The organism is Rhodococcoides kroppenstedtii (assembly GCF_900111805.1).
Classification (GTDB): Bacteria; Actinomycetota; Actinomycetes; order Mycobacteriales; family Mycobacteriaceae; genus Rhodococcoides; species Rhodococcoides kroppenstedtii.
In genome coordinates, this window is the sequence record NZ_FOJN01000003.1 from 88,276 (window position 1) to 102,714 (window position 14,439).

General features: G+C 70.3%; 14 protein-coding genes, 1 tRNA gene and 1 other RNA gene. 5 read left to right on the forward strand and 11 right to left on the reverse strand.

All coding sequences use genetic code 11. The annotated features are described in order from the left end of the window. Positions 1 to 14 precede the first annotated feature (14 nt). The 3 genes from BMZ18_RS04575 to BMZ18_RS04585 form a co-directional block, all read right to left on the reverse strand. Complete coding sequence (locus BMZ18_RS04575; RefSeq protein ID WP_068363954.1) at positions 15 to 1,226, reverse strand: acetyl-CoA C-acetyltransferase; 1,212 nt, start codon at positions 1,224 to 1,226, stop codon at positions 15 to 17. A 146-nt stretch (positions 1,227 to 1,372) separates the two neighbouring features. Next, the gene (locus BMZ18_RS04580; protein ID WP_068363916.1) at positions 1,373 to 2,050 is read right to left on the reverse strand and encodes a GAP family protein; all 678 of its coding nucleotides are present in this window, start codon (positions 2,048 to 2,050) and stop codon (positions 1,373 to 1,375) included. Next, entirely contained in the window at positions 2,047 to 2,235 is a 189-nt protein-coding gene (locus BMZ18_RS04585) for a hypothetical protein (protein ID WP_068363951.1), read from the reverse strand. Before BMZ18_RS04585 ends, BMZ18_RS04580 begins: the two co-directional genes overlap by 4 nt. A gap of 109 nt (positions 2,236 to 2,344) precedes the next feature. Between BMZ18_RS04585 and BMZ18_RS04590 the strand changes: the two genes are divergently transcribed. Both BMZ18_RS04590 and BMZ18_RS04595 read left to right on the forward strand, forming a co-directional pair. Continuing rightward, a complete protein-coding gene (locus tag BMZ18_RS04590; protein ID WP_068363913.1) occupies positions 2,345 to 3,490 on the forward strand; it encodes a sensor histidine kinase in 1,146 nt (381 codons plus the stop codon). Continuing rightward, positions 3,487 to 4,122: a response regulator gene (locus BMZ18_RS04595; RefSeq protein ID WP_068363910.1), complete on the forward strand. Its 636-nt coding sequence runs from the start codon at positions 3,487 to 3,489 to the stop codon at positions 4,120 to 4,122. Before BMZ18_RS04590 ends, BMZ18_RS04595 begins: the two co-directional genes overlap by 4 nt. On the opposite strand, the gene BMZ18_RS04600 is transcribed toward BMZ18_RS04595, so the two are convergent. The 5 genes from BMZ18_RS04600 to ffs form a co-directional block, all read right to left on the reverse strand. Next, entirely contained in the window at positions 4,119 to 6,365 is a 2,247-nt protein-coding gene (locus BMZ18_RS04600; protein ID WP_074921803.1) for a DNA polymerase III subunits gamma/tau, read from the reverse strand. The genes BMZ18_RS04595 and BMZ18_RS04600 overlap by 4 nt on opposite strands. 38 nt (positions 6,366 to 6,403) lie before the next feature. Continuing rightward, positions 6,404 to 6,988, reverse strand: coding sequence for an HhH-GPD-type base excision DNA repair protein (locus tag BMZ18_RS04605; protein WP_068364290.1), 585 nt, complete (start codon positions 6,986 to 6,988; stop codon positions 6,404 to 6,406). 346 nt (positions 6,989 to 7,334) lie between these two features. After that, entirely contained in the window at positions 7,335 to 8,051 is a 717-nt protein-coding gene (locus tag BMZ18_RS04610) for a hypothetical protein (RefSeq protein WP_170851451.1), read from the reverse strand. A gap of 455 nt (positions 8,052 to 8,506) precedes the next feature. Next, complete coding sequence (locus BMZ18_RS04615; RefSeq protein ID WP_068104121.1) at positions 8,507 to 9,787, reverse strand: aspartate aminotransferase type Ic; 1,281 nt, start codon at positions 9,785 to 9,787, stop codon at positions 8,507 to 8,509. Between the two features lie 41 nt (positions 9,788 to 9,828). Continuing rightward, an RNA gene (gene ffs, locus BMZ18_RS04620) (signal recognition particle sRNA small type) lies at positions 9,829 to 9,923 on the reverse strand. A gap of 93 nt (positions 9,924 to 10,016) precedes the next feature. Between ffs and BMZ18_RS04625 the strand changes: the two genes are divergently transcribed. Continuing rightward, a tRNA-Ser gene (locus tag BMZ18_RS04625) sits at positions 10,017 to 10,104 on the forward strand. A 39-nt stretch (positions 10,105 to 10,143) separates the two neighbouring features. Here the strand turns inward: BMZ18_RS04625 and BMZ18_RS19620 are convergent. Together BMZ18_RS19620 and BMZ18_RS04630 are read right to left on the reverse strand one after the other, a co-directional pair. Beyond that, complete coding sequence (locus BMZ18_RS19620) at positions 10,144 to 10,290, reverse strand: hypothetical protein (RefSeq protein WP_156511634.1); 147 nt, start codon at positions 10,288 to 10,290, stop codon at positions 10,144 to 10,146. A gap of 46 nt (positions 10,291 to 10,336) precedes the next feature. After that, positions 10,337 to 11,257, reverse strand: a complete 921-nt coding sequence (locus tag BMZ18_RS04630) for a DUF2797 domain-containing protein (RefSeq protein ID WP_082895095.1) — start codon at positions 11,255 to 11,257, stop codon at positions 10,337 to 10,339. Positions 11,258 to 11,285: 28 nt separating this feature from the next. Between BMZ18_RS04630 and BMZ18_RS04635 the strand changes: the two genes are divergently transcribed. Beyond that, positions 11,286 to 11,825, forward strand: coding sequence for a hypothetical protein (locus BMZ18_RS04635; protein WP_068364301.1), 540 nt, complete (start codon positions 11,286 to 11,288; stop codon positions 11,823 to 11,825). Between the two features lie 157 nt (positions 11,826 to 11,982). After that, complete coding sequence (locus tag BMZ18_RS04640) at positions 11,983 to 12,891, forward strand: alpha/beta fold hydrolase (RefSeq protein ID WP_244516413.1); 909 nt, start codon at positions 11,983 to 11,985, stop codon at positions 12,889 to 12,891. A 66-nt stretch (positions 12,892 to 12,957) separates the two neighbouring features. On the opposite strand, the gene BMZ18_RS04645 is transcribed toward BMZ18_RS04640, so the two are convergent. Beyond that, positions 12,958 to 14,337 (reverse strand): MFS transporter, encoded by a 1,380-nt coding sequence (locus BMZ18_RS04645; RefSeq protein WP_068364298.1) that lies wholly within the window; start codon positions 14,335 to 14,337, stop codon positions 12,958 to 12,960. Between the last annotated feature and the right edge of the window lie 102 nt (positions 14,338 to 14,439).

Below are 14,439 nucleotides of genomic sequence, written 5' to 3' on the forward strand. Positions count from 1 at the left end.
GTGTTGTCGGTTCCTCAAACTCGCTCGATGATGGTGGCCACGCCCATGCCGCCGCCGATGCACAGGGTGATCAGTGCGTAGCGGCCGTTCCGACGCTCGAGCTCGTCGAGCACGGTGCCGGTGATCATGGCGCCGGTGGCACCGAGGGGATGGCCCATCGCGATGGCGCCACCGTTGACGTTCAGCTTCTCGCCGGGGATCTTCAGATCCTTCTGGTAACGCAGCACCACGGAGGCGAAGGCCTCGTTCAGCTCGAACAGGTCGATGTCGTCGACCGTCAGCCCGGCCGCGGCCAGCACCTTCTTCGACGCGGGCGTCGGCCCGGTCAGCATGATGGTGGTGTCGGCACCCGACGTGGCCGTCGCGACCACGCGGGCGCGCGGCGTCATCCCCATCGACTTGCCGGCGTCCTCGCTGCCGACGACCACCAGAGCGGCGCCGTCGACGATGCCCGACGAGTTGCCGCCGGTGTGCACGTGATGGATCTTCTCGACCCAGTGGTACTTCTGGAGCGCCACGTCGTCGAAACCGCCCATCGCGGCGACGCCCTCGAAGGCCGGCTTGAGCTTGCCGAGCGACTCCGGCGTCGTGCCGGGGCGCATGTGCTCGTCGTTGTCGAGAATCACCAGGCCGTTCTGGTCCGTCACCGGGACGACCGACTTGGTGAAAAAGCCACCCGACCACGCCGCCGCAGCGCGTTCCTGCGACTGCACGGCGTACGCGTCGACGTCGTCACGCGTGAATCCCTCGATGGTCGCGATGAGGTCGGCGCCGATGCCCTGGGGCACGAAGTACGTGTCGTACGCGGTCTGCGGGTCCATCGCCCACGCGCCGCCGTCGGAGCCCATCGGCACGCGGGACATCGACTCGACGCCGCCCGCGATCACCAGCTCGTCCCAGCCCGAACGCACCTTCTGCGCGGCCAGGTTCACGGCCTCGAGGCCGGAGGCGCAGAAGCGGTTGAGCTGGAAGCCGCCGACGGTGTCGGGCATCTTCGCGGCCAGCACGGCCGTGCGGGCGATGTCCGCGCCCTGGTCCCCCACCGGGGAGACGACACCGAGGATCAGATCGGAGATGCGGTCCTCGTCCATGTCGGGAAATCGACGACGAAGCTCGTCGATCAGGCCGGTGACCAGCGAGATCGGCTTGACGGAGTGCAGCGCGCCGCCCTTGCCCTTCCCTCGCGGTGTCCGGATCGCCTCGTAGATGTATGCCTCTGTGGTCACTGCGCGCAGTTCCTTCCGAGAAGTGGATCGGGCGCGTCGACGCAGCGCGTCGGCGCCCACGAGGTACAGACCTCGACGATGGTCACACTAGGCGCGCGGGCGCGCGCTCGACAGGTCCGAAACGAGCACGAGATGTGACCGCGCGGTCAGGAGAAGAACAGTGCGTTCGCCGCCGACGCCGCGAGAACGAACCCGACGATCCCGACGACCCAGCCGACCACGGTGTCGGCCCGTGCCGAGAGGACGCGATCGATCCGGGTGAGCGGGCCGTCCAACCGCTGCCCGACGGCCAGCCGCGCACCCGTGATCGCCGCGGCCGGCGCGATCATGACCAGGCAGTACGCCACCAGGGTCACCGCCGCCGTCGGCGCCGAGACCCCCGCGGACACCAGCAGCCCGATCGCGCCGAGATACGGCAGCATCGTCGCCAGCTCGGACAGACCGGCCACCAGCGCGAGCCCGACGACGCCGGCCCCCGACGTCGTCACCCGCTCGCGCCACCGCGCCACGTCGTTCGACCCGCGTCGCGAGTCGAACCGGAAGCTCCAGGCGAACAGGGCGAGACCCAGCACCAGCTGCGCCCCGCGGACGGCCGGGTGATCGACCCACCCGGACGCCACGGTCACCCCGAGCCGGGCCAGCGACCACAACGCCATGCCCACCACGGCGTAGAACGACGCCAGCACGGCCAGATACCCGGCGAGGCGTCCGACCCGCGGTCGGCCCGGCGCCAGCAGGAACCACAACGGCACCACGAGCGTCCCGAGGGACGTGCTGTCGACGAGCGCCAGACCGGCGAGCGCAGCCAGCAGGGTCGCGGTCATTCGACGCGCCGCCGATCACGGGACCACAGCGAGCCCACCAGGTCGACCACACCCACGGCGACGAGCACCACCCCGAGCGGCCCGCCGCGGAACCACAGGAACTCCGTGTCCCGAGCGAACACCCACAGGCAGACACCCACCACGATCAGCGCCGCCGAGCCGAGAACCTTCCACCACTGCGTCATGCCGGTCAGACTGCTGCGCCGAGCCTCCGTCGGCATCGGTCGTCGGAGTCACTCCGTGGTCATCCGAAGGAGTGACGACCTGCGGTCGCGGACGTGCTGTGATGGGCCGGTGAGCCCCCGACGGATCCCGCTCGACGTCGCCATCGCCGGCGGCCTCTTCGCGGTCGGGGCGGTCCTGTACCTCTCGGGGCTGTTCTCCCTCGGCACCGGCCGCGCCGACGTTCCGCTGGGCGTTCGCCTCTCGCTGCTCGCCGCCCTCTGCCTCGTCGGGTGCGCGCGTCGCACCCGACCGGGAACGGCCCTCGCCCTCGGAACCCTGCTCTTCGCCGTCGATCTCGTCCTCGGCCCGTCGGTTCCCGTGTGGATCGTCCTCGCCGACCTGCTCTACGCCGCCGTCCGACACGGGTCGCCGCGAGTGGGTCGAGCAGCCGGCTATGCGACCGGCATCGGCGTCGTCGTCCTGGCGGGCGTCGTGCTGGCGGTGGAGCACGACATCCGACCCGCCGCGGGCGCGCTCGTGGTGAGCGCCCTGTTCTTCGGGACTTCCCTCTGGTGGGGCCTGGCCATCAGGCGGCAGGTGGAACTGACCGGTATCGAACGCGAACGGGTGCGGGCCCACCGCATCCTGGCGGAGCGTGACCGCGAGGCCGCCGTCGCCGAGGAGCGCAACGCCATGGCCCGCGACCTGCACGACGTCATCGCCGGACATCTGTCGTCGATCGCCATCCACTCCACGGCGGCGCTGTCCCGCGACCTCGACCCGGCCGTACGGGAATCACTGATCGCGATCCGCACCGGCAGCACCGCCGCGCTGACCGAGATGCGCGCCATGATCGACGTCCTCCACGCCGACGCCGCCGACCCCGCCGTCGCCCCGCCCCGGTTGGCGGACCTGCACGTCGTCGTCGACGCCGCCCGTGCGACCGGCACCGACGTCTCGGTCGCCCTCGACGTCGGCGATCTGCCCACCGTCGTCGACCACGCGGCGTACCGGATCGCCCACGAAGCCGTGGTCAACGCGATGAAGCACGCGGCCCGTCGGCCCATCGACGTCACCGCGGACCGCACGGGCACCGAGCTGCACCTGGTCGTCCGCAACGACGTCGGGGCGGACGTCGGCGAGACCCGGCGGGTCGGCCGCGGGCTCGCGAACATGAGGCACCGCGCGCAACTGCTCGGCGGCGACTGCACCGCCGGTCCGTGCGGCCCGGACTGGGTTGTCCGAGCGCGCCTCCCGGTGGGGTCGGCCTCGTGATCACGGTGGTGCTGGCGGACGACCACGCCGCGATCCGCGCCGGCCTCCGCATGCTGCTGGGCGGGCACGACGACATCGACGTGGTCGCCGAAGCCGAGAACGGCGCGTCGGCCGTCACGGTGGTGCGGACGCATCGCCCCGACGTGGTGCTCATGGACATTCGGATGCCAGGGATGGACGGCATCGAGGCGACCAGGCACATCGTCGAGACGACGGCGAGTCGAGTCCTGGTACTCACCACGTTCGATGTGGACGACTACGTCTTCGCCGCCCTGCACGCCGGCGCCTCGGGGTTCCTGCTCAAGACGGCGTCGGCCGACGAGTTGGTCGGCGCCGTGCGCAGCGTCGCGGCCGGGGACGGCGCGCTGGGTCCCGGCGCCACGCGGGCGGTGATCGAACGGTTCGTCGCCAGTCCCCGTACGACGACAGCACCGGTCGGGTACGACGACCTCACGCCCCGCGAACGCGACGTGCTCCACCTGCTGGGCCGGGGACTGTCCAACCACGAATTGTCGACGTCGCTACAGGTCAGCGAGGCCACGGTGAAGACCCACGTGTCGCGCGTACTGGCCAAACTCGGACTGGAATCACGCGTGCAGGCCGCGATCGCCGCCGCCGAGGCCGGACTCTAGACCTCCTTGATCGGCGTCGCGCCGAGCTCGGTCTGGAGCAGTTCGAGGGCCACCTCGTCGGGGTCCCGACGCGTCGCGGGATCGACCGGCTCCTTCGCCTGCTCCATCATCTCCTCCTGCTCCTCCGGACTTTCCGGAGGCGGAGGGCCGTCGTAGGAGTCGTACCCCGGATCCGGATAGTCCGGCTCCTCGGGGGGCGGCGGGATGTCGTCCGACCCGTCGCGGCCGTCCGGGGATCCGTTCGACTGCGTGGGCGGCGGCGTCGACCGGGACGGGCGCGAGAACCGAGGCGGCGCCGGACGCTCCTTCGGCGCCGCTGCGGGTGCCGCGGAGGGCGTGGGGGCGGCAGCAGCACCGCCCACCTCGCACTGCACCGTCCACTCGACCCCGAACACGTCACGCAACGCGTCGACGATGACCGCGGCGTTCCTCGGCTCGACCAACCGCTTCGCCAGCGGGGCGGAGTCGTGGGCGAGCACGAGGGTGCCGTCGTTGACCGCCCGGACGGTGGCGCCGGACAGCATCACCTCGACCGTCCGGCTTCGCTCCCGCACCTTGCTGCGGACCTCCGACCACACCGCGCGGATGTCGGCGGCGTCCGGGCCGGTCGCCGCAACGGGTTCCGGTTCCGGCTGGGGTTCCGGGGTGGGCTCGGGTGCGTACTCGGGGGCGGCATGAGGTTGCGGCTCGGGGGTGGGTTCCGGGGTCGGTTCCGGGCGCGGCGGTTCCTGCGCTGCGGGTTCGGGCGCCGCTGGTTCCGGCGCCGCGGGCTGCGGAGTGGGCTGCTCCCGGCGCGGAGGTTCCGGGGCAGGGTGTTCCTGGCGCGGGGGTGCCGGGGCGGGGGATGCCGGGGCAGGCGGCTGCTCGACCGGACGTTCCTGGCGCGGCGGCTCGGGGCGCTGCGGCTCCGGGCGCGCCGGTTCCGGGGCGGGTGGTGCGGCGGCGGCGCGCTCGGACGGTCGGACGAACCGCGGTGCGGCCTGCGTTTCCGCGGGCGCAGCGGTGCGCGGGGTGTCGGAACGCTCGGCGGCGGCGCGGTCCTGCCGGTGCTCGGCGTCCACCGCAGCCTGCTCACCGGCCGGGAGGCTGACGTCGAGACGTCGTTCCAAGCGTTCGATACGTTGCAGCACAGCGCTTTCCGCGTCCGACGCCGCCGGCAACAGCATGCGTGCGCACATGACCTCGAGCAGCAACCTCGGCGCCGTGGCGCCACGCATCTCACCCAGCCCGGCGTGCACCGTCTCGGCGTAGCGCGCCAGGGTTGCCGGCCCGATGCGCTCGGCCTCGTCCCTCATGCGCTCGATCATGTCGGCGGGGGCGTCGACGAGACCGCGCTCCCCGGCGTCGGGCACCGCGCGCATGAGGATCAGATCGCGGAAGCGGTCCAGGAGGTCGACGGCGAAGCGGCGCGGATCGTGACCCGCGTCCATGACCTTTTCCACCGTTCCGAACAGCGCGGCACCGTCCTGCGCGGCCAGGGCGTCGACCGCTTCGTCGATCAGCGCGACATCGGTGACTCCGAGGAGCATCAGCGCCCGGGAATACTGGACACCCTCGTCCCCCGCGCCGGCGAGCAGCTGGTCGAGCACGCTGAGCGTGTCACGCGGCGACCCCCCACCGGCCCGAATGACCAACGGATACACCGCATCCTGGACCGTCACGTTCTCTTCGGCGCAGATACGTTCCATCAACCCGCGCATCGCGACGGGCGGGAGCAACCGGAACGGATAGTGGTGCGTCCGACTGCGGATGGTCGGCAGCACCTTCTCCGGCTCCGTGGTGGCGAACACGAAGATCAGATGCTCCGGCGGCTCCTCGACGATCTTGAGCAGCGCGTTGAATCCGGCCGTGGTGACCATGTGCGCCTCGTCCACGATGAACACGCGGTAGCGCGACTCGGCCGGGGCGTAGAACGCCCGATCCCGAAGCTCTCGTGTGTCGTCGACACCGCCGTGGCTGGCGGCGTCGAGCTCGATCACATCGAGGTTGCCGGGACCACCGGGCGCCAGGGCCACGCACGAAGGGCAGACACCACACGGCGTCGACGTCGGGCCCTGGACGCAGTTGAGCGAGCGAGCCAGGATGCGCGCCGACGACGTCTTGCCGCACCCGCGCGGGCCGGAGAACAGGTAGGCGTGATTGATGCGGCCGGAATCCAGGGCGACGGACAGCGGCTCGGTGACGTGCTCCTGGCCCACCACTTCCGCGAACGACGCTGGACGGTACTTCCGGTACAAGGCCACGTCGAGGAGACTACCGACGTCGTCCGACAGTCGAGAATCTACGAGCCGGCGCTCTCCTTGGCCGCCTTCTTCGCTGCCTTCTTGAACTCGCGGACCTGCCCGAGCGACTCCGCGTCGACCACGTCGGCGATCGACCGCCTCGACCCGTCCTCGCCGTAGGCACCGGCGGCCTCCCGCCACCCGGGCGGGTCCACACCCATCTGCTTGCCCAGCAACGCGAGGAAGATCCGGGCCTTCTGGTCGCCGTATCCGGGCAGCGCCTTCAGTCGCTTCAGGACTTCCTTGCCGTTCGGCTCGCCGTCGGTCCAGATGGCGTCGGCGCGCCCGCCCCACTCGTCGACGATGTACGCGCACAGCGCCTGGATACGCTTGCCCATCGAACCGGGAAAACGATGCACCGCCGGCGTGGTGCTGCAGTACTCGAGGAACGTCTCCTCGGGCATCTCGGCGATCGTGTGCACGTCGAGCGACCCGATCCGATCGACCAGCTTCTTCGGCCCCGCGAACGCCGACTCCATCGGCACCTGCTGGTCGAGCAACATCCCGATGAGCAGGGCGAGCGGGTCGGAGGCAAGCAGTGCGTCGGCGTCCGGGTCGCCGACCAGATGGAGGGTCCTGGCCATGGGTCCAGTGTGGCACGGGGCAGTCGCGCGCTCGGGTTCCCGCGCCACGCTCACTGGTTGGGACCCGTGCAGGTAACCAGAACCTGCGCAGGTGACCGACCACCCTCACCCGCTCAGGTGTCCGCCACCCTCACCGGTTGCAACCCGCGCACCTGACCGGAACCTGCGCAGGTGCTCGTCCACCCCCACCCGCTCAGGTTCCCGCCACCCTCACCGGTTGCAACCCGCGCACCTGACCGGAACCTGCGCAGGTGCTCGTCCACCCCCACCCGCTCAGGTTCCCGCCACCCTCACCGGTTACAACCCGCGCACCTGACCAGAACCTGCGCGGGTGTGCGGCAACCGGTCAACGAGCCGCCACGGCCGCGAGCACTCGACGCGCGAGTCGGCCGTCCGCGAGGTCCGCCCAGGTCCAGCGGATCACCACGTATCCCGCGGCCCGGAGCGCGTCTTCACGCAGCTTCTCGCGGACCACGGCGTCACCACCCTGGTCGCCGGCGTACTTGCTCAGCCCGTCGAACTCACCCACGACCCCGTCCCACAAGAAGTCGACGCGGAAGGTCTTCCCGTCGACCACGATCTCGACCTGCAGGTCCGGGGCCGGGACGTCGAACCGGTCGAAGTAGGCCCGGCTGCGCGATTCACCGATACTCTCGCTGCGGCCGTCGACGAACGGCAGAACCCGTCGTGCCTTCGCGGTTCCCCGACGACGACCGCACCGCGCGAGTGCCGCCGCAAGGAGTTCGGAGGTGACGGCCCGCGAGCGCAGTGCCGAGTCCCCGACACAGACCGCCTCGTCGAACGGTAGGGCGCACGCGAGGTCGGCGACGGTGCGCGCCGCCGTGGTGATCGGGAGCCCGTGCCGTTCTGTGACGTCCTCCGCGTCGAGCCGGTGGGCGTGCACGTGTCGCGTGCGGTCGATTCGTCCGCCCGTCGGTCGATCGGTGGTGAGATGCACCAGCTCGGGCGCACCCCGCCAGAGATCGAATCCCCAGGCGAGGGCGGCCGACTCGTGACTCAGAACCAGGTTCGACGAGGCTGCGTCGAGTGCAGCACGAGCCATGAGGAGGTGTCGCTCTTCCGGGCTGGACGCCGTGATCTGCGCCGTCTCCGCGAAGCACCCCCGCCGGACAGGAACGATGGTGCCGCTCCGCCTGGCCGTTCTGATCTCCGTGTCCGTCACCCCGCGGCGGAGCAAAGCGCGTCGGGTCAGCAACGGATCGTTCTCGGTCGAGCGAAACTCGGGCTGTGCAGTCACCACGGCAGCATGACGGGCCGACAGACGGCGGCAAGACCGTCATCCACAGGGCTCGGAGTTGTCCACACCCACCGACCGGGTGCACCTGCTCAGGTTCCCGCCACCCTCACTGGTTGCAACCCGCGCACTTGACCAGAACCTGCGCAGCAACCCCGCGACCACCACCTGCTCAGGTTCCCGCCACCCTCAACGGTTTCAACCCGCGCACTTGACCAGAACCTGCGTAGGTCCGGGTGCGCAGCCCAGCAACCCCCGGCGACCTACCCCCGCAACTTCTCCGTCGCGGCGAGCAGCACGCAGGTCGCCACCCCGTCCATGGCGGCGGCGAGCTCGTCGGTGGAGGGGAAGCTGGGGGCGAGGCGGATGTTCTTGTCCTCGGGATCCTGCTTGTACGGGAAGGCGGAGCCGGCGGCGGTGAGGGCGATGCCCGCATCCTTGGCCAGGGCGATGGTGCGGGCGGCGGTGCCCTCGAGCACGTCGAGGCTGACGAAGTACCCGCCGGTGGGCTCTGTCCAGGACGCGACCTTCGACGCACCGAGCCGGTCTTCGAGAATCTCCTGCACCAGCGCGAACTTCGGCGCGAGGATCTCCCGGTGCTTCGCCATGTGTGCCCGCACGCCGTCGGCGTCACCGAAGAAGCGCAGGTGGCGCAGCTGGTTGAGCTTGTCGGGGCCGATGCTCTTCTTGCCGAAGTGCGACAGGTACCAGTCGAGGTTCGCGGTGGAGGCACCCAGGAAGCTCACGCCGGCGCCGGCGAAGGTGACCTTGGACGTCGACGCGAAGACGTACGGGCGGTTGGGGTGACCGGCCTCGTCGGCCATGCCCAGCACGTCGTACGCCGGGGGGAAGGCCTCACCGAGCGGATGCACGGCGTAGGCGTTGTCCCAGAACAGCCGGAAGTCGGGGGCGGCCGCGGGCATCGTGGCGAGTGCCCGCACGACCTCGTCGGAGTACACGGCACCGGTGGGGTTGGCGTAGTTGGGCACGCACCACATGCCCTTGATCTGCGGATCGGCGGACAGCAGCCGCTCCACCTCGGCCACGTCGGGGCCGTCGGGGTTCATGCGCACCGGGATCATCTCGATGCCGACGCTCTCGGTGATCGCGAAGTGCCGGTCGTAGCCGGGACTGGGGCACAGGAAGCGCACGACGGGCTCCTGCGACCACGGCCGCACCGAGTCGACGGTCCCGTGCAGCAGCGCCCACACCACGAGGTCGTGCATGATCTCGAGGCTCGCGTTGTTGCCCGCCACCAGGTTGGCCACGGGGATCGACAGCAACTCACCGAAGATGGCCCGCAGCTCGGGCAGCCCCTGCAGTCCGCCGTAGTTGCGGCAGTCGGTTCCGGACCCGTCGCGGAAATCCGCCCCCGGGAGCGTGAGCAGCTCCGACGCGAGGTCCAGCTGCTCGGGCGACGGCTTGCCGCGGGTGAGGTCGAGGGCGAGGCCACGGGCCTGCAGCGCGCGGTACGCCTCGGTCTGCTTCTCGTGCTCCGCAGCCAACTCGTCGGGGTTCATCAGTCCGAGTTGCGTCGTGGGCATGACGAGAGGGGCCTTTCGAGGGGCTGACCGCGCGGGAGAAATCAAGGGGACCCCGCGCACCCGGCAGAGCCCGTTGACCCTTGCTGCCTTCCGGCCCTGGGGGAGTTCACAGGATGCGCGCCGCGCGGGATCCGCCGACGAGTCTAGCCGTACTCCCGCTGCGGCACCGAACCCCCTGGTCGCGGGACCGATTCGCCCCGAACGGGGTGACGCCGGTATGGTGATCCACGGAGGATTCGCCTAGTGGCCTATGGCGCTCGCCTGGAACGCGGGTTGGGTTAACGCCCTCAGGGGTTCAAATCCCCTATCCTCCGCCACGTCGAGGCCCCGCACAGCACGTGCGGGGCCTCGCCGCATTACTGGTCCCGTTCCAGCACCCACGTCACCGGCGCAGGGTCGGCGTCGCTCACCACGACGGCCGCCCATGCCTCTGCGGTGGAGACGTCCTCGTGGACCGCGGTGGCCAGCACGTCGTCGGTGGCGGTGTCACGAACTCGATACATCGGCATGGCCGTCGAGTGCCCGGACCGACGCACCCGAAAACGACCGTCAGAACAGCGCTTCCTGCACCGCCGGCAGCACGGTCTCGTACTCACCGAACTCGATGCGGCGCCCCCGCAGCCGGGACAGGTCCGCGACGTAGATCGTGCCGGGGTCGGTATCCACCTCCCCGCCCACCGCCGACCCGACGCCCCAGCGCACGTCGAGTCCGTGCGTGCCGACGCCCGGATCGAGGGGGTACGACGTCCGTCGCCCGGCGAACACGTCGTCCCGCGTCGGCGCCTCCCACCGTTCGTCGACGACGGCGAAGGTGTCGTCGGCCACGTCGGAGGACGGATCGGCGGACAGCTCCCCCAGCACCTCCCGGGCGAACGACGCCGCGTCGGCGTTGGCGGCGTCGAGTGCCGCGAGAGCCGCGAGGTCCATGGGCCGGGCGAGTCCCGCGACCTTGACCGACGCGCGGACGGCTTGTCGCAACCCGGCCGCGTCGGTGGTGGCGTCCTCGAGGATGCGCACCACGCGGCCGTCGACGGCGCGGGCGACGTACCGTCCGACCAGTGCGCCCTGCTCGAGAAGCCGGGCGCTCTTGCGGGGGTCCGCTGCGGTCCCCACCTTGGTCTCGCCGCCGGCGAACGTGGCCACGTACAGCCAGTGCGGTTGCAGCACAACGCGTTCGAGTGACTTCGACAGGAAGTTCTGCCGATGGACGATGTGGACGAAGCGGTAGGGGTCCGCGGCGGCGCAGTCGGCACAGTGGACGCCGGACGACGCCCGATTCCCGCGCGGACAGGCGCTCGCCCGCCCCTCCTCGTCCCGCCGCCCGATACACCACAGGATTCCGGCGTCGTCGACCGCGCGATAGCGGAGCGAGCCGAGGACGTCGCGCGTGGTCGTCTCGCCCGTGGCGACGTTCGTGAGCGCGAGCCGCGGCCCCGGCCACTGCACTCCGCGAACGACGTGCCGATCCATGCGCGCCCTCTCCTGTCACGATGCGTCGATGCCGCTGCCGTCCCTCGTCCGCTCCGCCCGTCACCGCCTGACCACCCGGCACGGGGGAACGATGTCGCCGGAGCGGGCGTCGCGTCGACTGTCCGCCTACGTGTACGGCAACGTGCTGGTGCTGGCGGCGGTCGCGGCGTCCCCGCTGGGCTACGTCGAGGACGGTACGGCCGCGCTCCTGGTGCTGGGCACCGGGGTCTCGACGTTCCTCGCCCACATCTTCGCGGACACGGTTGCGGCGAGCGCGATCCGCGCCGAGCGCCGTCACGTCCTCGAGGAACTGCGCGACTCCGTCCCCATCGCATCGTCCGCGGCGGTGCCCGCCGCCCTGCTGGCGGTGGCCACCACGGACCTGGTCTCCGCGGCGCTCGCGCAGGCCCTGTTGGCAGGGCTGATCGCGCGGCGGGTGTCCGGCATCCCCGTCGTCGCGGCGCGGTTGCGCGGAAGCGAGGTGTCCTTCCGCGTCGTGGTCGCCGGCATCGTTCTCGCGCTGGTGGCCGCCGTCGTCATCGCCGTGAAGATCGTGCTGACGCACTGACCTGCAAGGACCTCGTCGTGACCATTCGTTCGCGTCGCAAACCCCTTGTGATCGATGACGCTCTCGCCCCCAGAATGTCGGACTTCTCGTGACGCCGGAATGCCGATCTCGCCGCGGCGCCGGGGCACACTGAGGACAGTTCGACGGAGGGACACTCATGGCGGCATTCGAGTCCGCACATCCGACGATGCACACGCTCGTCGTTCACGGTGACGCGCTGCGCTATCTCGACGTGGGCACCGGCCCCGTGGTGGTACTGATCCACGGTCTGCTCGGCAACCACCGCAACTGGGCACCCCAGGTGGAGACGCTGTCGCAGAACTACCGCGTGATCGCACCGGATCTCCTCGGCCACGGCGAATCGGACAAGCCTAGCGGTGACTACTCCCCCAGCGCGCACGCCGCGACCGTGCGTGATCTGCTGCGGTCCCTCGACATCGAGTCGGCCACCTTCGTCGGGCACTCGCTCGGCGGCGGTATCGCGATGCAGACGCTGTATCTGTTCCCCGAGCTGGTGGAGCGGATGGTCCTGGTGGCCAGCGGCGGCCTCGGTCCCGAGGTCAGCCCCCTGCTGCGGGCGGCGACGCTCCCCGGCAGCGAGCTGGTGCTGCCGTTCATGGCCAACCGGGCGCTGCGCGGCATCACCGACCGCGCGCTGAGCGGCCTCGACAAACTGGGGCTGCCGCTGATGAGTCCCAGCGCCGCGGAGGCGTGGGACGCGTTCGGCAGCATCGAGGACCGCGGGACCCGCCGCGCCTTCCTCGCCACGGCTCGGTCCGTGATCGGCTTCCACGGTCAGACCATCAGCGCCACACCGCACTTCGCGAGCTTCCCGACCATCGACGCCATGCTGGTGTGGGGCGAGCGGGACACCATCATCCCGTTGTCCCACACCGACAACGCCCGCGCGGAACTCCCCACCGGCCGCGTCGAGATCTTCCCGCGCGCCGGGCACTTTCCGCATCTGGACTATCCGGACCGCTTCCACCGCGTGTTCGAGGAGTTCATGGCCGAGACGGCCGGCATGCCGCGTCCGGAACTGGTCGCGGCCGAGACCCACGGCTGACCGAACCACCCGAGACAGAACGAGGGCCGCACGGGATTCCGGTGCGGCCCTTCGTCTCTGCTCGCCCTACTTCAGCCCGACCTTTGCCAACTCGGCCTCGGTGGCCAGGGTCTTGGCGTCGGCGACGTCGATGGACTCGAGCGCGATACCGCGCGTCTCCCGCGCCACGACGACCGCGACGAACGTGATGGCCGCCGACGCGAAGAGGTACCAGGCGATCGGCACCGACGAGCCGTAGACGTCGAGCAGCTTGACCGCGATGATCGGCGCGAGCGACCCGGCGACGATCGAGGTCACCTGATAGCCCAGGGACACACCGGAATAGCGCATCCGCGTCGGGAACATCTCGGACATGATCGCCGGCTGCGTCGCGTACATGAACGCGTGGAACACCAGGCCGATGATGATGGCCAGCATGATGACGACGTTGTGGCCGCTGTTCATCATCGGGAAGGCGAAGAAGCCCCACGACGCCGTCGTGATTGCCCCCACCAGGTACACCGGACGACGTCCGACCGTGTCGGCGAGCCGGCCGACCATCGGGATGACGGCGAAGTGGACCGCGTGCGCGGCGAGCATCCACCACAGGATGGTGCTGGTGTCCGTTCCCACCTCGACCTTGAGGTAGGTGATGGAGAAGGTGACCACCAGGTAGTACATGACGTTCTCGCCGAAGCGCAGGCCCATCGCGGTGAAGACGCCGCGCGGGTATCGCTTGACCACCTCGAACACGCCGTAGGACGCGGCCTTGATGATCTCGGTCTGCTTCTGGGCCTCGAGGAAGATCGGGGCGTCGGTGACCTTGGTGCGGATGTAGTAGCCGACGAACACGATCACGGCCGACAGCCAGAAGGCGATGCGCCAACCCCAGGACAGGAAGTCGTCCTCCGGCAGCGTGGTGGTGAGGATCAGCAGCACGATCGTCGCGAGGAGGTTGCCGCCGGGAACGCCGGCCTGCGGCCAGCTGGCCCAGAAGCCACGACGCGCGTTCGGGCTGTGCTCGGCGACGAGCAGCACGGCACCGCCCCACTCACCGCCGACCGCGAAGCCCTGGATGAACCGCAGCGCGACCAGCAACGCCGGGGCCCAGTAGCCGATCTGGTCGAACGTCGGTAGGCAGCCCATGAGGAACGTCGCGCTGCCCACCAGGACCAGTGAGAACTGCAGCAGCTTCTTACGGCCGTACTTGTCGCCGAAGTGGCCGAAGACGATGCCACCGAGCGGGCGGGCGACGAAGCCGACGGCGTAGGTGACGAACGCGGCCAGGATGGCGTCGAGCTCACTGGTGCCCTCGGCGAACATGATCTTGCTGAAAACCAGCGTCGCCGCCGTGCCGTACAGGAAGAACTCGTACCACTCGACCACGGTGCCCGCCATGGATGCGGCGACCACCTTCTTCAGACCCGACGGTTCCTCGTCGCGGTCGACCCTGTCGGTCACCGACATGTCCCACTCCTCGCTTATCGACCCCGCGACCGGGGTCCGAGCCCTGTCGAGCCCGTGACCGGGCTCTATTGTCGACGACTCCTGTGATCAGGAGCACATGTG